This is a genomic window from Segniliparus rotundus DSM 44985 (genome assembly GCF_000092825.1).
Classification (GTDB): Bacteria; Actinomycetota; Actinomycetes; order Mycobacteriales; family Mycobacteriaceae; genus Segniliparus; species Segniliparus rotundus.
In genome coordinates this window covers 2595657-2617562 of the sequence record NC_014168.1, presented here as the reverse complement: position 1 = coordinate 2617562, position 21906 = coordinate 2595657, and the positions used below count along the sequence as shown (strand labels likewise).

The following is a 21906-nucleotide window of genomic DNA, read 5'->3' as shown; positions in this document are numbered from 1 at the left end:
GTCCATGGTCTCTTTTCGCAATTTCGCAGCCTCCTTGCTCGCCGTGCTGCTCGCAGTCATCATCGGCGCGGTGATCGGGTCCGGCGCGCTCGCCCCCGCCCCGCAGACCCCGGGCGCGGGGCCGAAGGCGGGCCCCGCGCACTCCGCCGACGGGCCGAACGCCTCCCGAACCAGCGGTTCCGCCGCCGGGCTCGAGGAGGCGGACAAGTTCGCCCGAGCGGTCGGCGGGCGCGCCGTGGCGGGCGTGCTGAGCGGCCAGAGCGTCCTGGTCGTCACCGTCCCCGGGGCAGAGCAAGGCGATGTGGACGCGGTGAAGGACTATTTGAGCAAAGCGGGAGCCCAACTGTCAGGCCACATCGGAGTGACCGACGCGTTCGTCGGGACTGCTGACGAGGCGAAGCTGCGCACCGTCGTGGACAACATCATCGTGCCAGGGGCTCCGCTCGACCCGAACAACGTCGACCAGCAGAGCCGCGTCGGCGATGTCATCGGCTCAGTCCTCGCCCCGCAGACACAGGACAATGTGAAGCCGGAGGAGAGGGCCAATGCGATCAACCTGCTCCGCGTGAACGGCTACCTCTCCGTCGCCCAAGACCCGGCTCCGGCTGCCGCCGCGGTGATTGTGACGGGCGGGGCGCTTGCCGCCGACTCCGGAGACAAGGGCCCCGCCGTGGCCCGGTTCGCCAAAGCGCTGCGTGCTCGCCTCCCCGCAGTGGTGGTCGCGGGTCGTTCCGGTTCCTCCGGCGGCTCGGCCGCGGTGGCGTTGATCCGCGCGGACAAGGCGACGCAGTTGAGCGCCGTGGACGACCTGGACAGCCCGATGGGGCAGGTGGCGGCGGTCTTGGCGGTCGCGGAGCAGTTGCAGGGCCATGTGGGCCAATACGGGACCGGGGAGGGCGCGACCGCTGTCGCGCCCACGATTGGATGAGCTGCCCCGCAGCAGTGTGAAACACTGCGATCCCCCAAACATTTCTGCGGGAACCACGGCTGGGCGCACCCGGTCCCGATGCGCCTGTTACAGTGAAGATCCGTGACCGGTGCTACTTTCCCCCTCGCGACGAGCGGGTCTCGATCCTCAGGCCGGTCTTCGGCGAAATACATTATCGTCACCGGTGGGGTGGCTTCCTCATTGGGCAAGGGCTTGACCGCCTCCAGCCTGGGCCAGCTCCTCACCCGCCGAGGGCTGCGGGTCACGATGACCAAGCTCGACCCGTATCTCAACGTCGACCCCGGCACGATGAACCCGTTCCAGCACGGCGAGGTCTTCGTCACGGAGGACGGCGCGGAATGCGACCTCGACATCGGCCACTACGAGCGCTTCCTCGACCGCGACCTGCCCGGTTTCGCGAATGTCACCACCGGCCAGGTCTACTCCACGGTCATCGCCAAAGAGCGCCGGGGCGAGTACCTCGGCGACACAGTGCAGGTCATCCCGCACATCACGGACGAGATCAAGCGCCGTATCGTCGGCATGTCGTCCGGAAAGACGCCGTCGGAGAACCCCGACGTGGTGATGGTCGAGATCGGTGGCACGGTCGGCGACATCGAGTCGCAGCCCTTCCTGGAAGCTGCGCGGCAGCTGCGCCGCGAAGTGGGCCGCGAGAACGTGTTCTTCCTGCATGTCTCGCTCGTCCCGTACCTTGCCCCGTCGGGCGAGTTGAAGACCAAACCGACACAGCACTCGGTCGCTGCCTTGCGGGCCATCGGCATCACCCCGGACGCGTTGGTGCTGCGCTGCGACCGGGAGCTCCCCGAGTCGGTCAAGCACAAGATCGCGATGATGTGCGACATTGAGACGGACGGCGTGGTGGCGGCGCCGGACGCCCCGTCGATCTATGACATTCCGAAGGTTTTGCACAGCGAACGCCTCGACGCGTTTGTGATCCGCAGGTTGAACCTGCCGTTCCGCGATGTGGACTGGACGGTGTGGGGCCAGCTCTTGGACCGGGTGCACGACCCGAAGAGCGAAGTGGAGATCGCCATCGTCGGCAAATACATCGACCTGCCCGACGCGTATCTTTCGGTCACCGAGGCGGTGCGCGCCGGAGGGTTCGCGAATCGCTCGAAGGTGGAGGTGCGTTGGGTGCCTTCGGACGACTGCGAGAGCGAGGAGGGCGCGGCGCGCGCGCTCGCGGGCGTGGACGGCGTGGTGATCCCCGGCGGATTCGGCATCCGGGGCATCGAGGGCAAGATCGGCGCGATCCGCCACGCGCGGGCTGTCGGCCTGCCGCTGCTCGGCCTGTGCCTGGGACTGCAATGCGTGGTGATCGAGGCCGCGCGCTCCGCGGGTTTGACGCAGGCCAGCTCCGCGGAGTTCGACCCCCAGACCCCCCATCCGGTCATCGCGACGATGGCAGACCAGGTCAAAGCCGTCTCCGGCGAGGCCGACCTCGGCGGCACCATGCGCCTCGGCTCGTACCCGGCGGTGCTCGAAGACGGCTCCCAAGTCGCGAAAGCGTACGGGTCGACCTCGGTCGACGAGCGCCACCGGCACCGTTACGAGGTGAACAACGCGTACCGGGACAAGATCGCCGAGTCCGGCCTCGTGTTCAGCGGGACTTCCCCGGACGGCTCGCTCGTGGAGTTCGTGGAATACCCCAAGGACGCCCACCCGTTCCTCGTCGCGACCCAAGCCCACCCGGAGCTCAAGAGCCGTCCGACTCGGCCGCACCCGCTCTTCACGGCGCTCGTCGCGGCTGCGCTGGAGCGAAAGCAGGGATGAACATGGCAGAACCTGGCCGCCACAGCTTCGAGACCGTCAGCTCTGAGCTGGTCTACGAGGGCGCCATCATCGCTGTGCGCAAGGACGAAGTGCGCATGCCCGGCGGCAACGTGGCGCCGCGCGAAGTCGTCGAGCACCACGCCGCGGTCGCCGTGGCCGCCGTGGACGAGCATGGTCGGATCGCGCTGATCCACCAATACCGCCACCCGTTGGGCCGCCGCTTGTGGGAGCTGCCGGCGGGACTGATGGATCTTCCCGGAGAGCCCGCGCAACCCGCTGCCGCCCGCGAGCTGTTGGAGGAGACCGGTTTCACGGCGGCGCAGTGGTCGGTGCTCGCCGATGTCGCGCTCTCGCCAGGATTCACCGACGAGGTGGTCCGCGTTTTCCTCGCCACCGGCGTCGCGCCGGGAGAGCGCCCGCCAGCGCATGACGAGGAGCTTGACGTGGTGTTGTCATGGACCCCGCTCGACGAGGCGGTCGCGCGAGTCTTTTCCGGAGACATCCAGAACGCCACCTCGGCGACGGGGATACTCGCGGCCAAACTCGCCCTCGCCGGATCGGGCGAGCCCCGCCCCGGCGACGCGCCGTGGCCGGGGCAGCCCACCGCGTTCGCGCGACGAAAGGCCCGCTGACGAGCGAGACGTTGCAGGGGCAGGTCCAGCAGTACTTGGATCACTTGGCCGTCGAGCGCGGCGCGTCCAAACACACGACCGCTTCCTATCGGCGCGATCTTGGCCGGTACGCGGATTTCCTCCGCCAGCGCTCGGTTGCCGACCTCGCCCAGGTGACCAGCGCCCAGGTCGCCGAATTCCTCGCTTGGTCCCGTGATCCGGCAGGCATGGGGCTCGCGCAATCCAGCGCGGCGCGCGGGCTGTCCGCTGTGCGCGGGTTGCATCGGTTCGCTGTGCTGGAAGGCATGGTCGCGCAGGATGTGGCGCATGGGGTCAAACCCCCGCAGCCTGGCCGCAGGCTGCCGAAAGCATTGCCAGTGGACCAGGTGATCGCGATCTTGGAGGCATCAGGGATCGCGGACGCGGAGTCCGACGTGCCCCGCGCGCTGCGCGACCAAGCGCTCTTGGAGCTCATGTACTGCACAGGGTGCCGGGTCAGCGAAGCGGTTGGCCTCAACCTTGCTGACGTGGACGTGCCGTCTCGCTCGGCGCGGGTGCTCGGCAAAGGCGACAAAGAGCGGCTCGTGCCGTTGGGCTCCGCCGCGTTGGCCGCGGTGGAGGCGTATCTGGTGCGGGGGCGGCCCGCGTTTCTGGCGCAGCGCGCCGGCAAAGCGACGAACGCGCTCTTCCTCAACGCCCGTGGGGCGCGGTTCTCCCGGCAGAGCGCTTGGGCTTCCCTGCGCCATGCGGCCGCCAAAGCCGGGGTGCAGGCTGAGATCTCCCCGCACACGTTGCGCCACTCCTGCGCGACGCATCTGCTCGAAGGCGGGGCCGATGTGCGTGTGGTGCAGGAGCTCCTGGGGCACGCGAGCGTCGTCACGACGCAGATCTACACCATGGTTTCCGCGACGACACTGCGCGAGGTGTACGCGACGGCGCACCCGAGGGCCTAACCTGTGCGCATGGATGCACAGAGCGTGGTGCTCGGAGCGGGAATCCCCGAGGACGTCGCAGCTCTTCGCTGGGGGTGGGCGCGCGAACTGGCGCCCGGCTCGGCGCCTGCGGCGGGCCCGTCGGAGACGTTCGTCGCAGAGGTCGCCAGCTGGATGAGGGACGAGTCACGCACGGTCTGGACGGCGCGGCGCGGCGCTCATGCGGTCGGGATGGTCTGTCTCACGGAGTTTCAGCGCATGCCGAGCCCGGCGCCTGCGGCGGGCGGCTGCTGGGGGTATCTCAGCCATCTGTACGTCAGCCCGAGCGCACGCGGCAGAGGCATTGGCGCGGCGCTGGTGGCGGCGCTGCTCGCGGCGGCGCGGTCACGGCGCTACTCGAAGGTTGTGCTGTCCCCGACGCAGAAGTCGGTCTCCCTGTATCTGCGCTGCGGGTTCGACGCGGACCCCGGGCTGCTGATGTGGCGCCCGGCTGAGCCCTAGCCCGGTGTCGCTACCCCTTGGGGGTGTTGCGCTCCAGGATCGCCGCCAGGTCGGCCCCGTGGGGCAGGGAGCCGAACGTCCAGCCGAAACCGTCCGAGGCCAACCGGGACGCGGTGAACGCGTCGGCCACCGCGGGATGCCCGTAGCGGACCAACAGCGAGCCTTGCAGGGCGAGCGCCATCGAGCCGACGATCAGGCGGGCCCGGTGTTCGATGGTCTCGAAGTCGCCGAACTGTCCTTTGAGGGAATCGACGGCGGCGTCCAGCCGCGCATCGGCCCCCCGGGCTTTGTCCAGCTCCGCGAAGAAGACCGCCAACGACTCCGGTTGCTTGGCGATGGCGCGCAACGCGTCGAGGGCGGCGACGTTGCCCGAGCCTTCCCACACCGACAACAGCGGGGCTTCCCGGTAGATCCGGGGCATCCGGGATTCCTCGACGTAGCCGTTGCCGCCGAGGCATTCCAGCGCTTCGCCCGCGTGGACAGGACCGCGCTTGCAGATGAAGTATTTGCTGACCGCGAGGCTGATCCGCAAGAGGGTTTTGGCCTGCCCGTCGCCCGCGACGGATTTGTCCAGCAGGGACGCGAGCCAGAGCCCCGTCGTCAACGAAGCCTCGGCTTCGACGGCGAGATCGGCGAGGACGTTGCGCATGAGCGGCTGGTCGGCCAAGCGCGCGCCGAAAGCGCTGCGATGCTTGGCGTGATGGGCGGCCTGCGCGACTGCGACGCTCATCCCGGTGGACGTGCCGAGCGCGCAGTCCAGACGGGTCACATTGACCATTTCAACGATGGTCTTGACGCCTTTGCCCTCGTCGCCGACAAGCCAGGCCGTTGCGTCGTCGTACTCCACTTCGCTGGACGCGTTGGAGCGGTTCCCCAATTTGTCTTTGAGCCGCTGCAAGAAGAAGTTGTTGCGCGTGCCGTCGGGCAGCACTCTCGGCACGAAGAAACAGGACAGCCCGCCGGGGGTTTGGGCGAGGGTGAGGAAGAAGTCCGACATCGGAGCCGAGGTGAACCACTTGTGCCCGGTGATGCGGTAGCTGCCGTCCTGCTGGGCGACGGCGGTCGTGGTGTTCGCCCGCACGTCTGAGCCGCCTTGCTTCTCGGTCATGGACATTCCGGCGATCAAGCCGCGCTTGAGCGACATCGGCCGCAAACCGGGCTCGTATTCGCGATTGGTGAGCAGCGGCTCGTGCTCGGCGGACAGCTTCTCGTTCGCGCGCAGCGCCGGGACCACGGCGTACGTCATGGTGATGGGGCATATGTGCCCTGGGTCGGTTTGTCCCCAAACGACCATTTTCGCGGCCCGCGCGAGATGCGCGAAAGGCCGGGGGTCAGCCCATGCCGCCGCGTGGACCCCGTGCTCCACAGCGGTTCTCATGAGTTGGTGGTAGCTCGGGTCGTACACCACCTCGTCGATCCGGTTGCCATAGCGGTCATGGGTTTTCAGCTGCGGCGGATGGGCTTCGGCCAGATCCCCCCACTGTTGGGCCTCGGCGCTGCCGGCCAGCTCGCCCAGGGTCTGGATCTCTGGCAGCGCTGCCTGCGCGTTCTCACGTTGCAATGCCTCGGCGAGCGCGGGGTGTTCGGCGAGGCTCCAGCCGGTGAGCGGGGGAACCTGGTTGAACACCGTGTGGGTCTGGTTCATGGGTGCCAGTGTAGTGGATCACTTTCGCGCCCAGCGGGAGCGGGCGGAGGGTCATTTTTCGGCGGAAATCTGCTGCAAAAGCGCGCCGAGTTCAGCAACTTCGGCTGTCTGGGCCGCCACGATGTTCTGGGCGATCCGTTTCGCTTCCGGGCTCTGACCCTTGGCGATCTCGTTCTGCGCCATTTTCACAGCGCCGTCGTGGTGTTCGGCCATGAGTCCGATCCACCTCGTGTCGAACTTCAGGCCGCTCAGGTTCCGCAGTTGTTCGACGTCGTTTTCGGGGACCATGCCCGCCGCGCCGCCCATGTCCATCCCCGCCATGGCGCCGGGGGAGGCGTCCGGCATGGGCGTGGAGGCCGGGGTGCTTGCCCCGAACTCCTTTTCCAACGCGCGGAACTGGTCGATTTCCGGGGCCTGTTCATCGCGGATGCGCGCCGCGAGGGCCTTGACCTCGTCGTTCTGGCTGCGATCGGGCACCAGCTCGGCCAGGTCGAGCGCTTGCTGGTGGTGCTGCGCCATGGCGGCGACGAAATCGACGTCGGATTGATTGTGCTGCGCTGCTTGCGCCGTCGAAGGCTGCGAGGCTGGTTGCGACCCCGAGCACGCCGTCGAAGACAGGGCGAGCGCCGCCAGCGCTGCGAATCCAAAGGGGCTGTGAACGTTTCTCATGAGCGAAATGCCTTTGTCGTGCCGAGGGCATGTGGCTGCGCGGACATGCCAGACCCGGAAGCTGGCCCTGGGCGGGTCGGCCATTCTGCGGGTCGGGCGCGCACTGCGCCTGACCGGGTCCGATTTGCCTGGGGGCTTGTGGCGGGTCCTGCCTCTAGCCTAGCCCCGTCCAGCGGCGCGCCCACTCCGCGCCTGGCGGCGAGCCCCGGTCCCCGTATCCGCGACCCGATGCGCCTCGCGACACGCTATTAAGATATTCTAAGATTTCTTGGAGATCTCTTAGGATATACTGCGGCATAGAACACCTTCCGCGCTTGCGTGCGATGAGGTATTAGAAAAAAACGGGTATCAGGAAGAAGGAGCGTCCTTGTGACCACTCAGGAAAGCGCACTCGGCCAAGCCGGTTCCGGGGCCGACGAGATCGCGCATCTCAGCCTCGCCGAACGGCTCGCGAACGGCGAGCCCTACGCCATCGCCTTCGGCGGCCAAGGCGGGTCCTGGCTCGACCCGCTCGCGGAGCTGGTCCGAGGCGCCGAGCTTGAAGGCCATGCGAACTGCCTCGTGGCGGAAGCCGCCGAGCTGGTGAGCCCGGTCGCGGACGAACTCTCCGTGGCCCGGCCGCACGGCTTCGAGCCGATGGAATGGATGCACTGGGAGCAAGCCCCGTCCGAATCCGTCCTGCTCCCGCCCGCGGTCTCCAGCCCCGGTCTCTTTTTCGGCCAAGTCCTCGCCTTGCGCGCCCTCACCGCGCTCGGGCTCGACTGGCGCGGCAAGCCCCCGGTGGGTTTCGCCGGGCACTCGCTCGGCCTGATCGCGGTCGAGGCGGCACAACATGGCGGCGAACACGACGCCCAGCTCCTGGCTCTCGCCCAGCTGATCGGCGCGTCCGCCTCGTTGGTCGCCCGCCGAAACGGTCTCATCGGCTCCGAGCAGGCCCCCGCGTTGGTCTCCGTGCGCAACGTCGACCCCGAATTTCTCCGCGCGCTGCTCGCCGAATTCCACGAGGCCCACAACAACCCCGGCGATCCCGTTCTCGCGCTGCGCAACGGGCGCCGCTCGGTGACGATCTCCGGCAACCCGCAGCGGCTCGTCGCGTTCGAGGCGTATGCGACTCGGATCTCGGAAAAGCAGGTCCAGGAGCGCAAAAAGAAATTGCGCGGCGGCGCGGTCTTCGAGCCCGGATTCGAACCGGTGCGCTCCTTGGTCGGCTTCCACCATCCGCGCCTGGCCCCGGCGGTGGACCTGGTCGCCGGGTGGGCCGAGCGCTGCGGCCTGGATGTGGGGCTGGCTCGAAGTTTCGCGCAGCAAATCCTGGTCGACCCGGTCGACTGGGTCGAGCGGGTGCAGGAGCTCGTCGGCGCTGGCGCCAAATGGATCCTCGACGCCGGTCCCGGCGACATGCTGACCCGGTTCACCAAGCCGGTTGTGCGAGGCCACGGCGTCGGCGTCGTCCCCGCCGCCACCCGTGACGGCCACCGCGCCCTGTTCACCAGGGGCGAAGCCCCGCAAGCGCCGAGGCCGTGGTCGGACTTCGCGCCGGAACTCGTGCGTCTGCCCAGCGGCAAGCTCGCCGCGCAGACCGCGTTCACGAAATTCACCGGACGCTCCCCGATCCTCCTCGCCGGAATGACCCCGACCACCGTGGACCCCAAGATCGTCGCAGCTGCGGCGAACGCTGGCCACTGGGCCGAGCTCGCGGGCGGCGGGCAGGTCACCGAGGAAATCTTCGCCGAGCACGTCGCCGGTCTGCAAGCGCTCCTGGAACCAGGCCGCGCCGTGCAGTTCAACTCGCTCTTCCTCGACCCGTATTTGTGGAAACTGCAGGTCAGCGGCAAACGCATCGTGCCGAAGGCCCGCCTCGCGGGTGCGCCGTTCGACGGTTTGGTCGTCACTGCGGGCGTCCCGGAGCTGCCGGAGGCGCTCCAACTCATCGAGGACCTGCATGATCTCGGTTTCTCCAGCATCTCTTTCAAACCTGGCACCGTGGAGCAAATCAAAGCGGTGATCCGAATCGCACGAGAAGCCGGGCCGGCGCGCACAGTGATCGCCCACATCGAAGGCGGCCGGGCGGGCGGGCACCATTCCTGGGAAGACCTCGACGAGCTGCTGCTCTCCACCTACCACGAGCTGCGCGCGCAGCAGAACCTTGTCATCTGCGTCGGCGGCGGCATCGGCACCGCCGACCGCGCGGCCGACTATCTGACCGGCGAATGGTCCGCCCAGCTCGGCTATCCGAACATGCCTGTGGACGGCGTCCTCGTCGGCACCGCCGCGATGGCGACACTGGAGGCGACCACATCGCCCGACGTGAAACGCCTCCTGGTCGAGACGGGCGGCTCGCAGGACTGGATCCCCGCGGGCGGGCAGTCCGGGGGCATGGCTTCCGGGCGCAGCCAGCTCGGCGCGGACATCCATGAGATCGACAACTCGGCCTCCCGGTGCGGCAGGCTGCTCGACGAGGTCGCGGGGGACGAGGAGTCTGTCGCGCGACGCCGGGACGAGATCATCGAAGCGCTGGGCAAAACCGCCAAGCCCTACTTCGGCGACGTCGCCGCCATGACCTACCGGGAATGGCTCGACCGCTATGTGGAGCTTTCGGCCCCCGCCCGCCAGAGCGCTCCTGGCGAAGCCTCCTCGTCCAGCTCTGCCCGAGGAGATTGGCTGGATGTGACATGGCAGGAACGTTTCCTCGCGATGGCCCGCCGCGCCGAGGCGCGGCTGAGCCCGGTCGACGAGGGCGAGATCGAAACGATGTTCCCCGACCTGGACTCGGTTCTCGACGCCGGGGCGGCGCTCGACCGCCTGGCCGAGGCGTTCCCGGACCTGGCGCACACGGTGCTGCACCCCGGCGACGTCTCGTTTTTCACGACTCTGTGCAAGCAGATCGGCAAACCGGTCGGCTTCGTGCCGGTGATCGACAAAGACGTCCGCCGCTGGTGGCGCAGCGACTCGTTGTGGCAGGCGCACGACGCCCGTTACAGCGCCGACCAGGTCTGCGTCATCCCCGGCCCGGTGGCCATCGCGGGCATCACCCGCCAGGACGAGCCGGTCGGGGAGCTGTTGGACCGGTTCGAGCAGGCCGCGGTGCAACGGCTCGCCGCGTCGGGCGCGCAGGCGCGCGACGTGCCCGCCCGGCGCGGAACCGCGTTCGACGGCCCGCTCGGGGTGTTCTTGGCGACCCCGGACGTGCTCTGGGCGCAGCGCCTGACCGTCAACCCGGTCCGCCGCCTGGGCGACCTCCAAGCCTGGCGGCAGGTCGAGCCGCACCTCGTGGAGCATCACGCCACCGGCGCGACCGTCGTCCTCACCGACGACAACCGTGTCACGCTGTCCATCCCAGTCAACGACACCTGGCTCGCGCTGCGCTTCACCTTGCCCGAATCGGTGGCGGACGGCGGCGTCCCGGTCCTGGAGAGCTCACAAGCCGAGGGCGCGATGACCGGGCTGCTGCACATTCTCGCAGGCGGCGAGTTGCCGAAGGTGGCGGACGGCGTCGCTCGGGCCCGCGCGTCGTGGACCCCCGACCTGCCCGCCGATCATGCCGGGGTCACTGCGGCGGCTCTGCCCAAGCCGCTGGTTCCGACCACAGTCCCGCACCTCGGGAAAGTCGTGCCGGACGTTCTGGTCGGGTTGTCGTGGCCAGTGGTGTTCGCCGTGCTCGGCTCGGCGAAGAGCGGCAGCGGCGCAGGCGTCATCGAAGGGCTCCTCGACCTTGTGCACCTCGACCACGCGGTGCGGCTCTGCGGCGAGGTTCCCTCTTGGGAGACGACCTTCGCCGTCGAAGCGCGTTTGGTCGGCGTGGCCGACACGGGCCTTGGCCGGGTCGTCGAGATCGCTGTGGACATCGCCGACGAGGCGTCCGGGCGTCCGGTCGCGCAGTTCGTCGAGCGGTTCGCGATCCGAGGCCGGGTCGGGGAGGCGGAATTGCAAGACCCGCTCCGCGCGGGCGGAGCCGTGTCGCAGGACGCGGTGGACACCACTCGCGCCAAGCGGCGTGAAGCGGTGATCGCCGCCCCAGCGGACCTCAGAGCGTTCGCGCAGGTCTCGGGCGACCACAACCCGATCCACACCAGTCTTGTGGCGGCCAAGCTCGCGGGCCTGCCGATGCCGATCGTGCACGGCATGTGGCTCTCGGCGGCCGCGCAGCAAGTGGTCGCCGCGGCTGACCTTCGCGAAGGGCAGCCCGCGCCGCGTCGGATCGTCGGGTGGACGGCGCGTTTCCTCGGCATGGTGTACCCGGAATCCCAGGTGCACGTCCGAGTGGACCGGGTCGGCGTGGACGGCGGCGGCGAGCTGGTCGAGGTCGCCTGCCGAGTCGACGGCGAGCTGGTCATGTCGGCTTCGGCGCGGCTCGCCCCGCCGAAAACGGTGTACGCCTTCCCCGGCCAAGGCGTGCAGGCCAAGGGCATGGGCCTCGCTGCCAGGGGCCGCTCCAAAGCCGCCCGCACGGTGTGGGACCGCGCCGACAAGTTCACCAAAGAAGAGCTCGGGTTCTCCATTCTCGGCGTGGTGCGGGACAACCCGGCCTCCATCGTCGTCAACGGCGTCCGGCACGAGCATCCTGACGGCGTCCTGCACCTGACGCAGTTCACCCAGGTCGCCATGGCGACGGTCGCGATGGCGCAGCTCGAGGAGCTCAAAGAATCCGGCGCGTATGTCGACGACGCGATCCTCTGCGGACACTCGGTCGGCGAGTACAACGCGCTCGCGGCGGTCGCCGGGGTTCTCCCCTTGGAGGGCGTGCTCGCCGTGGTGTACCGGCGCGGCATGACGATGAACGACTTCCTGCCCCGCGACGCCGACGGCGGCTCGAACTACCGGATGGCCGCGATCCGCCCGGTCCATCTCGGCCTCGGCGACGACGACGTGTTCGACTGGGTCGAGCGGCTTTCGCGGCAGAGCGGCGAATTTTTGCAGATCGTGAACTACAACTTGCGCGAGACGCAGTACGCCATCGCGGGGACGGTCGCGGGCGTGGCATTCCTCGAAAAGGAATGCAAGCGCCGACAAGACGAGGTCGGCGGCAAAGCTTCGTTCATCCGGGTGCCCGGTGTGGACGTGCCGTTCCACTCCACTCTGTTGCGTCCCGGCGTGCCCGCTTTCCGAGAGGTCCTGCTGCAGATCATCCCTGAGGACGGCGATCCTTCGCTTGTGGTCGGCAAGTACGTCCCGAACCTCGTGGCGAGGGTTTTCTCGCTGGAGAAGGAGTTCGTGGAGTCGATTCTGGAGGTGGTGCCGTCCGAGCCGATCCAGGAAATCCTGCACGACTGGACGATCTGGAGCTCGCAACCGGGCAAGCTCACCTCGCGGCTTGTGGTGGAGCTGTTGGCTTGGCAGTTCGCGAGCCCGGTGCGGTGGATCGAAACCCAAGACCTGCTGTTCTCCCCAGCGCTCAGCGGCGGTCTGCAGGTGGAGCGTTTCGTGGAGATCGGCGTCGGCAACGCCCCGACGTTGGCGAACATGGCCCGCAACACGCTGCGCTTGGACCTGTTCGCCGGAACCCGAGTGGAGCCGCTCAACATCGAGCGCGACTGGGCGCTGGCGACGAGCGTCGACGAGCCGGTGGAGGACGAGGAGCCCGAGGCGGAACTGCAAGCCCCAGCGGCTGAGGCCGCCTCCCCGCCGCAACCTGCTGCTGCGGCGGCTTCCGCGCCATCGCCCGCCGCGTCCGGACCCCGTCCTGACGACATCGCGTTCACGGCCGCCGACGCGTCCGTCGCGCTCATCGCCCTCTCGACGAAACTGCGCCCGGACCAGCTTCTTCCCGCGGACAGCATCGAGTCGTTGTGCGAGGGGGCGTCCTCGCGGCGCAACCAGCTGCTTCTCGACCTCGGGGCGGAGCTGAACCTCGGAGCCATCGACGGAGCGGGCGAAGCCGACCTGCCGTCGCTCAAGACCACGGTGAACAAGCTCGCCCGCACGTACAAGCCGTACGGGCCGGTGCTCTCCGACGCGGTGAACGACCAGATCCGCAAGGTCCTCGGCCCGACAGGCAAACGCTCGAGCCATGTGCTGGAGCGGGTCAAGGAAGTCTGGGAGCTCGGCCCTGGCTGGGGCCAGCATGTGTTGGTCGCCATCGCGCTCGGCACCAGAGACGGCGCGAGCGTGCGAGACGGGCAGCTCGGCGTGTTCGACCTCCCGGCGAACGCCGGGGCGGCGGACGCCCTGGTGGATGCGGCAGTCGCCGCCGTCGGCGCCGCCCACGGCGTCCCGGTCGCCCTGCCCGCGAAGGGCACTGCGGGCGGCGGCACAGTGGACGCGTCGGTGCTCGCCGAGCTCACCGAGCACATCACCGGCCCGGACGGCGTCCTCGCCGCCGCGGCGAAGCTGGTCCTGTCCCGCCTCGGGCACGCCGAGGAGCAGGCGCCTGTTGCCGCAGACGTGGACAGCGAGCTCGCCGAACTCGTCGCCGCAGAACTCGGCTCGGACTGGCCGCGCGTGGTCGCCCCGGTTTTCGACTCCCGCAAAGCGGTGGTTTTCGACGACCGTTGGGCCTCTGCCCGCGAAGACCTCGCCCGAGTGTGGGCGACGGGGGAGGCGTTGCCCGCCGACCGTTTCGCCGGTGCGGGCGAGGCCGTCTCCCGGCAGGCCGCTTGGTGGTCCGGGAAAGCCCGAGCGGCGGAGAAAACCGAACTCGCCCAGGTGTTCCAGGCTTACGCGGCGCGGGCTGACGAAGACGCCAAAGGCGAGTGGTCGCGCGATGTCGCCGTGGTGACCGGCGCGGGCAAGGGGTCGATCGCCACGGCGGTGCTCGGCAAGCTGTTGGCGGGCGGAGCGACTGTGATCGCGACGACCTCCTCCTTGTCCGAGGAACGCCTCGCGTTCTACCGCACGGTGTACCAGCGCAACGCCCGCGTCGGAGCCGTCCTGTGGGTGGTCCCCGCGAATATGGCCTCCTACCAGGATGTGGACGCTTTCGTCGATTGGATCTCCACCGAGCAGACCCGCAACCTCGGCGGCATCAAGGACCTGGTCAAACCTGCGCTGAACCCGACCCTCTTGTTCCCGTTCGCGGCCCCGAGGGTCGCTGGCGACCTCGCGGACGCCGGGCCGCGCGCCGAGCTGGAGATGAAAGTCCTGCTCTGGGCGACGCAGCGGCTCATCGGTTCTGTCGCCGCGAAGACCGGAGCCTTCGACCTGGGCTCACGCCTGCATGTGGTGCTCCCCGGTTCGCCGAACCGAGGGCTCTTCGGCGGCGACGGCGCCTATGGCGAGTCCAAAGCGGCGCTGGACGCCCTCGTCGCCCGCTGGCAGTCCGAGAAGACCTGGACCCAGCGCGTCACCCTCGCCCACGCGATCATCGGCTGGGTGCGCGGCACGGGCCTCATGGGCGGCAATGACGCAGTGGTCGAGACGGTCGAACGGCACGGCGTGCGCACTTACTCCGCCGATGAGATGGCGGACGAGCTGCTCGAGCTGTGCACGCTTGAGGCGCGTGCCCTCGCAGGCGACCAGCCGTTGACGAAGGACCTCACCGGCGGGCTCGCCGGGGTCCGGCTCGACATGGCGGCCCTGGCCGAAGAGGTGCAGAAAGCCGCGGCGGCGAAGGAGCCTCAGGCAGACGGCCCGCAGACCATCCAGGCGCTGCCTTCCCCGGCGCGGTTGCCGGCGGCCGCTGACTTCGACTGGCCGAGCATTTCGGCCGACCCGAAGGATCTCGTCGTCATCGTCGGCGCGGGCGAAGTCGGCCCGTACGGCTCTTCGCGCACCCGGTTCGAAGTCGAGGTCACGGGCGAGCTTTCCGCCGCGGGCGTGCTGGAGCTGGCCTGGGTGACCGGCCTGGTCGCGTGGCAGCGCGACCCCCAGCCCGGTTGGTACGACAACCAGACCGGCGAACTCGTGCCGGAAGAGGAGATCGCCGAGAAGTACCGCGAGCACGTCCTCGCGCACAGCGGCATCCGCTTGTTCACCAACACGACCCTCGTCGAGGGCGACAGCGAGACGCGGCCGCTGCACGCAGAGGTGTTCCTGACCCAGGACCTCACCTTCGTGGTGACCTCCGAGGCGGAGGCGAAGGCGTTCGCGGACTCCGACCCCGAGCACACCGTCATCGCGCCGGTCCCGGGCAGCTCGGACTGGACGGTGACCCGGAAAGAAGGCACGCAGATCAGGGTGCCCCGCAAGGTCAAGATGACCAGGACCGCAGGAGCCCAAGTGCCGGACGGGTTCGACCCGACCGTCTGGGGCGTCCCGAAAGACTTGGTCGCCGTCGCCGACCGGGTCGCGCTGTGGAACCTGGTCGCGACGGTGGACGCGTTCACCGCTGCCGGGTTCAGCCCGGCCGAGCTCTTGCAGACGTTGCACCCGACGCAGGTGTCCAACGTGCAGGGCGTCGGCATGGGCGGGTTGACCTCGCTTTTGCGGATGTACCACGATTTCCTGTTCAAAGGGTCGCTGGATCAGAACGACCTCTTGCAGGAGACGTTGCCGAACGTGCCTCTCGCGCATGTGGTGCAGTCCTATATCGGCAGCTACGGCCCGATGGTGCATCCGGTCGGAGCCTGCGCGACCGCCGCGGTGTCCATTGAGGAAGGCGTGGACAAGATCGCCTTGGGCAAGACCTTGTTCGCGGTGGCTGGCGGCTACGACGACATCAGCATCCAGGAAGTGCTCGGCTTCGCCGAGATGAACGCGACAGCCGATATGACGGCCCTTGCCGAACAGGGCATCAGCCCTGCCCGCGCGTCCCGGGCGAACGACCGCCGCCGCGCGGGGTTCGTGGACTCGCAGGGCGGCGGCACGATTCTGCTCACCAGGGGCGACGTCGCGTTGCGGCTCGGCTTGCCGGTGCTCGGCGTGGTCGGTTTCGCCCAGTCCTTCGGCGACGGCGTGCACACCTCCATTCCGGCTCCTGGCCTCGGCGCCCTCGCCACCGGCCTCGGCGGCAGGGACTCCCGGTTCGCCCAGGCGCTCGCGAAGTTCGGCCTCACCGCCGACGATGTGGCCGTGGTGTCCAAGCATGACACTTCGACCCTTGCGAACGACCCCAACGAGGCGATGCTGCACGAGCGGCTGCAAGCCGCGATTGGCCGCAGTGACGGAGCCCCGTTGTTCGTGGTCTCGCAGAAGAGCCTCACCGGGCACTCCAAGGGCGGCGCGGCGGCGTTCCAGACCGTCGGGCTGTGCCAAGTGCTCGCCTCAGGCCGGATTCCGCCGAACCGCAGCCTGGACTGCGTCGACGGCGTGATGGACGAGCACGAGCACCTCGTGTGGCTCAAGGAGCCCCTTGCCTTCGACGAGAGTTTCCCGCTCAAAGCGGGCGTGGTCACCTCGCTGGGCTTCGGGCATGTCTCCGGCATGGTCCTGGTGGTGCACCCGAAGGCGTTCGAAGCCGCGTTGTCGCCCGAGGAGCGCGCGGCGTACGCGCAGAAGGCCGCCCAGCGCCGCGTCTGCGGCCAGCGTCGTCTGCAAGAGGTCATGCACGGCGGCGATCCCGCCTACTCGCGTCCGTCGGACCGGCGCTTCGCGGGCGAGGACCACAAAGCGGAAGAAGCCGCCGAAGCCGAACTGCTCCTCGACCCGGCGCACCGCCTGGCCTCCTCCGGCCACTACACCGCCTTGGACCGGCCTTTGCGGGCTGACGGGAAGTAGGGCCCATGGCAATTCTCGGAGTCGGCGTGGACGTTGTCGTCGTGTCCGCGTTCGCGGAGCAGCTCGCCCGGCCGGGCACGGTCATGTTGCGCAACTTCACCCCCGGCGAGCGCAACGACGTGGACCGCCGCCAAGACACGGCCCGGCATTACGCGGGGCGGTGGGCGGTGAAAGAAGCCGTGGTGAAGGCATGGTCGGTGAGCCGGTTCGGCCGCTCGCCCAAAGAGCCGAACCTTTCCCCGCGCGAAGTCGAGGTGGTCACTGACGCCTGGGGCCGCCCCCAGGTGCGTTTCGGCTCGGTCCTCGCCTCGCACCTGGACGAGGTGCGGGTCCATGTGTCGCTCAGCCACGACGGCGACATCGCCGTGGCCATGGCGGTCTTGGAGTCGGACCCCGCGGAAGAACTCGTGGAAAGCTAACCCGGCCCCAACCCCACTGCGGCGGCCATCAGCGCCGACATCTCGGCCTCGAGATGAGGCCGGTTCCGGGTGGACCGGCCTCGGGCGAGGTCGTTGGCGAGCGTGAGCGCCGCGTACACGACGACTTTCGCTTCGGCGGGGGAGAGGTCCTCGTCCAGCTGCAGCAGGGCGGTGCTCCAGCGTGTGATGTGGGCGCGCAGGAAGTCGCGCGCTTCTTGCCCCGCCGGTCCGGCCAGTTCGACGCTGCCGATGCTGGCGGCCACAACCAGGTCTGACGAGCTGAGCAGCACCGAGGTGTGCGCGCGGACCAGCGCGCGGAGCCTGCTGCCCGGATCGTTGCCCTCCAACTGTCCCAACTCGGTTTCGACCTGCTCGGACAGTCTGCGCACCCCGCGCAGGCACACTGCCGCGAGGACGGCCTGTTTGTCGGGGAAGTGCCGGTAGACACTGGGGCCGCTGATGCCGACCGCGGCGCCGAGCTCGTCAACGCCGACAGCCGCGTACCCTCGGGCGAGGAAAAGTTCGGAGGCCGCGCCGAGCAGCTGTTCGCGCCGCCCCCGGGCGCCAGCGTTGGCTCCGGCTTTTCCTCGCGCCGCGGCCGAGTGGTCCTGCCTGGCTTCCTCGGGGATCTCATCACTCTGGCTCGGCGCGGGCGCCGCTGGCGGCAGCTGCGTGGCCATGACTCTGCGCACCACATCGGTGAGCATGCTCGCGTGCTTTGCGCTGGACAGCCTGCCGGGCCGGACGATGGCGCTGGACACCGTCGAAGCCATCACGCGGGCCATCATGCGCGCTTGCTCCGGGTCGAGTTCTGGGCGCAGCATGCGGATGCCGGTGGTCCAACGTCCCAAGAGCGCCCGTGAGCGTTCCCGGATCGGCCCGCGCCACTGCGCGTCGAGGTGCATCACGCCCCAGCGCCACAGCACGGCGAGATCCGGACGGGCGACTGTGACGGAAGTCATTTCGATAACGAACTCGTCGAACGTCAGCTCCGGGGTGGTCACCTCTTCGAGCCGGTGGATCGCGTCGAGCACAGCCTCGCCCAAGATGGCTTGCTTATCGGGAAAGTGCCGGTAGATCGCGGGAGCGGTCACTCCTGCGGCGGCGGCGATCTGCGCCACGCTGACGTTCGGGTAGCCTTTCGCGGCGAACAACTCCGACCCGATGCGCAGCAATTGCGTCTTCCGGCCCGGCGGGCGGGTTGCGGTTCGTGGGGCGGTGTTCGGCATAAGTGAACTCATGTTAGCCTACCTCCCGACGTAGCCGGTATCAGCGATCAGCGAATATAGCGGGATCGGCGAGCCCCGGCTAGCATTGTGACCGACACTGTCCGTTCTAGGAAAGAAGGCTGTTCATGCCCGAGCAGGTGTACATCTACGAAGCTCTCCGAACCCCCAGGGGCAAGCAAAAAGGCGGCTCGCTGAACAGCGTCAAGCCCCTTGACCTCGTGACCGGGCTCCTGCGCGAGCTCAAAGCCCGTCACGGCGGCCTGGACCCCAAGGACATCGACGACGTCATCCTCGGCGTCGTCAGCCCGATCGGCGACCAGGGCGCGGTCATCGCCCGCACCGCCGCGCTGGCCGTGGGGCTTGAGGGGGTCCCGGGCACCCAGATCAACCGCTTCTGCGCCTCCGGCCTTGAGGCCGTGAACCTCGCCGCGGCCCGAGTCGCCTCCGGCTGGGACCAGTTGGTCGTCGGCGGCGGCGTGGAGTCGATGTCCCGCGTCCCGATGGGCTCGGACGGCGGCGCGCTCTTCTCCGACCCTGCGACGAGCTACGACCTGTACATCGCCCCGCAGGGCATCGGCGCGGACCTCATCGCCACGATCGAGGGCTTCACCCGTGAAGACGTGGACACGTTCGCGGTCTCCTCGCAGGACAAGGCCGAGCGCGCATGGACCGGCGGCTACTTCGCCAAGTCTGTCGTGCCGGTGAAAGACATCAACGGGGTCACCATTCTCGACCACGACGAGCACCGCCGCCCCGGCACCACCGTCGAAGGCCTCGGCAAGCTCAAACCAGCTTTCACCACCATCGGCGACCAGGGCGGCTTTGACGCGGTGGCGCTGCAGAAGTACCACAGCGTCGAGCGCATCGAACACGTCCACACCGGCGGGAACTCTTCGGGCATCGTGGACGGTTCGGGCATCGTCCTCGTCGGCAGCGAAGCCGCCGGCAAACGGGCAGGCTTGACTCCGCGCGCCCGGATCGTCGCAACGGCCCAGGTCGGCTCCGAGCCGACCATCATGCTCACCGGGCCGACCCCCGCGACGGAGCTGGCGCTCAAGAAAGCGGGCCTCACCGTCGAGGACATCGACGTCTGGGAGCTCAACGAGGCGTTCGCGTCCGTGGTGCTCAAGTGGATCAAGGATCTGCGCCTCGACCCGGACAAGGTCAACGTCAACGGCGGCGCCATCGCGATGGGCCACCCGCTCGGCGCGACCGGCGCGATGATCCTCGGCACTGTTGTGGACGAGTTGGAGCGCCGCCAGGCCCGTTACGGCCTGGTCACCCTGTGCATCGGCGGCGGCATGGGCGTCGCGACCATTATCGAGCGCGTCTGAGAGTCTGAGAAGGGACCGAAAGAAAAACATGTCTGACTACGCAAACACCATCCGCTGGGAACAGGACGCCGACGGCGTCGTCACGCTCGTGCTCGACGACCCGAACCAAAGCGCGAACACGATGAACCAGGACTTCGGCAAGTCGCTCGCCGCGACGGTCGAACGTTTGGAGTCCGAGGTCGAGAAGATCCCCGGCGTCGTGATCACCTCCGCGAAGAAAACCTTCTTCGCGGGCGGCGACCTCAACGACCTGATCAAGTTGCAGCCCGAGGACGCGGCGCGGTTCACCGACGAGCTGAACACGCTCAAGGGGTACTTGCGCCGGTTGGAGAAATTGGGCAAGCCCGTGGTCGCCGCGATCAACGGCGCGGCGCTCGGCGGCGGTCTCGAGATCGCCCTCGCCACCCATCGTCGCATCGTCGCCGACGTGAAGGGCGTCCAGCTGGGCTTGCCGGAAGTGCAGCTGGGCCTGCTCCCCGGCGGCGGCGGCGTCACCCGCACGGTCCGCCTGCTCGGCATCCAGAACGCCCTCATGAACGTGCTGTTGCAGGGTCCGAGGCTGAACCCGTCCAAGGCGAAGGACCTCGGCCTCGTGCATGAGCTCGTCGGCTCGGTGGACGAGCTGGTCCCGGCCGCGAAGGCCTGGATCAAAGCCAACCCCGAAGGCGGCGTGCAGCCCTGGGACCAACAGGGTTACAAGATTCCCGGCGGCAGCCCCTCCACCCCGTCGTTCGCCCAGTTCGCGCCGGCGATTCCGGCGAACCTGCGCAAGCAGACCCACGGAGCCCCGATGCCCGCGCCGCGCGCGATCGTCGCGGCCGCCATCGAGGGCGCCCAGGTCGACTTCGACAACGCCTCGCTCATCGAGACCCGTTACATGGTGTCGCTGGCTGTCGGGCAGGTCGCGAAGAACATGACCAAAGCGTTCTTCTTCGACCTGCAGCACATCAACTCGGGCGGCAGCCGGCCCAAGGACGAGCCCAAGCACACGCCGAAGAAGATCGGTGTGCTCGGCGCCGGGATGATGGGCGCGGGCATCGCGTACGTCTCGGCCAAGGCCGGGTTCGAGGTGGTCCTCAAAGACGTGACCCTTGAAGCCGCGCAAAAGGGCAAGGCGTACTCCGAGAAGATCGAAGCCAAGGCGCTCTCCCGGGGCAAGACCACGCAGGAGAAGTCGCAAGCCCTCCTCGCCAGGATCACGCCGAGCGCGGACCCCGCCGATTTCGCGGGCGTGGACTTCGTCATTGAGGCGGTGTTCGAGAACGTCGAGCTCAAGCACAAGGTCTTCCAAGAGATTCAGGACGTCGTCGAGCCGGACGCGCTGCTCGGCTCGAACACTTCGACCCTGCCGATCACGATCCTCGCCGAGGGGGTGAAGCGCCAGGAGGACTTCATCGGCATCCACTTCTTCTCGCCAGTGGACAAGATGCCCCTCGTGGAGATCATCCGGGGCAAGAACACCTCGGACAAGGCGCTCGCGAAGGTCTTCGACTACACCCTCGCGATCAAGAAGACCCCGATCGTCGTCAACGACTCCCGGGGCTTCTTCACCAGCCGCGTGATCGGCACCCTCACCCAAGAGGCGCTGCTCGCGTTGCAGGAGGGCGTCGAGCCGGTCACTATCGAGCAGGCGGGCCTGCAGGCCGGGTATCCGGTCGGCCCGCTGCAACTCTTGGACGAGCTCACTCTGACGCTGCCGTTGAAGATCGCGAAAGAGACCAAGGCGGGCGTCGAGGCTTCTGGCGGCTCTGTGAGCCAGCAGGAGAACGAGCTCATCGCCATCCTGGAGGAGCTGATCGAAAAGCACGGCCGCAAAGGCCGCTCTTCCGGGGCGGGGTTCTACGACTACGACGCCGAAGGCAAGCGCGGCCTGCTGTGGGCCGGTCTGCGTGAAGCCTTCCATTCCGGCACGGCGGAAATCCCGCTCAAGGATTTGCAGGAGCGCTACCTTTTCGCGGAAGCGCTTGAGACGGTCAAATGCTTTGACGAAGGCGTGCTCACCTCGGTGCCGGACGCGAACATCGGCTCGATTTTCGGCATCGGCTTCCCGGCCTGGACTGGCGGCGTGTCGCAGTACATCGACGGATATCCCGGCGGCGTCGCTGGCTTCGTCGAGCGCGCCAAAGAGCTCGCGGCCGCATACGGGGAGCGTTTCACGCCTCCCGCTTCGCTGCTCGCCAGGGTGTAAGCGCCGGGCGGAAAAAGCCGGGCGAGAGCCCGGCAGGAACGAGGGCGGGCCCCCACGCGTCACGC

Annotated in this window: 12 protein-coding genes; 9 read left to right on the top strand and 3 right to left on the bottom strand. The window is 68.4% G+C overall.

Annotated features, from left to right (window positions below):
- The first annotated feature begins 4 nt into the window (after positions 1-4).
- From SROT_RS12740 to SROT_RS12720, 5 genes are all read left to right on the top strand, one after another.
- Positions 5-928: a copper transporter gene (locus SROT_RS12740; protein WP_013139433.1), complete on the top strand. Its 924-nt coding sequence runs from the start codon at positions 5-7 to the stop codon at positions 926-928.
- 171 nt (positions 929-1099) lie between these two features.
- Complete coding sequence (locus SROT_RS12735) at positions 1100-2722, top strand: CTP synthase (protein ID WP_041408029.1); 1623 nt, start codon at positions 1100-1102, stop codon at positions 2720-2722.
- 2 nt (positions 2723-2724) lie between these two features.
- Entirely contained in the window at positions 2725-3354 is a 630-nt protein-coding gene (locus SROT_RS12730) for an NUDIX domain-containing protein (protein ID WP_013139431.1), read from the top strand.
- Positions 3309-4286: a site-specific tyrosine recombinase XerD gene (xerD, locus tag SROT_RS12725; protein WP_083777885.1), complete on the top strand. Its 978-nt coding sequence runs from the start codon at positions 3309-3311 to the stop codon at positions 4284-4286. The genes SROT_RS12730 and xerD overlap by 46 nt, the downstream gene beginning before the upstream one ends.
- A 9-nt stretch (positions 4287-4295) precedes the next feature.
- Positions 4296-4766, top strand: a complete 471-nt coding sequence (locus SROT_RS12720) for a GNAT family N-acetyltransferase (RefSeq protein WP_041407323.1) — start codon at positions 4296-4298, stop codon at positions 4764-4766.
- Positions 4767-4776: 10 nt separating this feature from the next.
- On the opposite strand, the gene SROT_RS12715 is transcribed toward SROT_RS12720, so the two are convergent.
- Together SROT_RS12715 and SROT_RS12710 are read right to left on the bottom strand one after the other, a co-directional pair.
- On the bottom strand, positions 4777-6411 hold the full coding sequence (locus SROT_RS12715; protein WP_013139428.1) for an acyl-CoA dehydrogenase family protein: 1635 nt from the start codon (positions 6409-6411) through the stop codon (positions 4777-4779).
- A gap of 51 nt (positions 6412-6462) precedes the next feature.
- On the bottom strand, positions 6463-7080 hold the full coding sequence (locus tag SROT_RS12710; RefSeq protein WP_013139427.1) for a DUF305 domain-containing protein: 618 nt from the start codon (positions 7078-7080) through the stop codon (positions 6463-6465).
- Between the two features lie 369 nt (positions 7081-7449).
- On the opposite strand from SROT_RS12710, the gene SROT_RS12705 reads away from it, so the two are divergent.
- Both SROT_RS12705 and acpS read left to right on the top strand, forming a co-directional pair.
- The gene (locus tag SROT_RS12705) at positions 7450-16671 is read left to right on the top strand and encodes a type I polyketide synthase (RefSeq protein ID WP_013139426.1); all 9222 of its coding nucleotides are present in this window, start codon (positions 7450-7452) and stop codon (positions 16669-16671) included.
- A gap of 5 nt (positions 16672-16676) precedes the next feature.
- Positions 16677-17090 (top strand): holo-ACP synthase AcpS, encoded by a 414-nt coding sequence (gene acpS / locus SROT_RS12700; RefSeq protein ID WP_013139425.1) that lies wholly within the window; start codon positions 16677-16679, stop codon positions 17088-17090.
- On the opposite strand, the gene SROT_RS12695 is transcribed toward acpS, so the two are convergent.
- The gene (locus tag SROT_RS12695) at positions 17087-18331 is read right to left on the bottom strand and encodes a TetR/AcrR family transcriptional regulator (RefSeq protein ID WP_013139424.1); all 1245 of its coding nucleotides are present in this window, start codon (positions 18329-18331) and stop codon (positions 17087-17089) included. The genes acpS and SROT_RS12695 overlap by 4 nt on opposite strands.
- Positions 18332-18444: 113 nt before the next feature.
- Between SROT_RS12695 and SROT_RS12690 the strand changes: the two genes are divergently transcribed.
- Complete coding sequence (locus SROT_RS12690; RefSeq protein WP_013139423.1) at positions 18445-19653, top strand: acetyl-CoA C-acetyltransferase; 1209 nt, start codon at positions 18445-18447, stop codon at positions 19651-19653.
- Positions 19654-19681: 28 nt separating this feature from the next.
- Complete coding sequence (locus SROT_RS12685; RefSeq protein WP_013139422.1) at positions 19682-21841, top strand: 3-hydroxyacyl-CoA dehydrogenase NAD-binding domain-containing protein; 2160 nt, start codon at positions 19682-19684, stop codon at positions 21839-21841.
- The last annotated feature ends 65 nt before the right edge of the window (positions 21842-21906 follow it).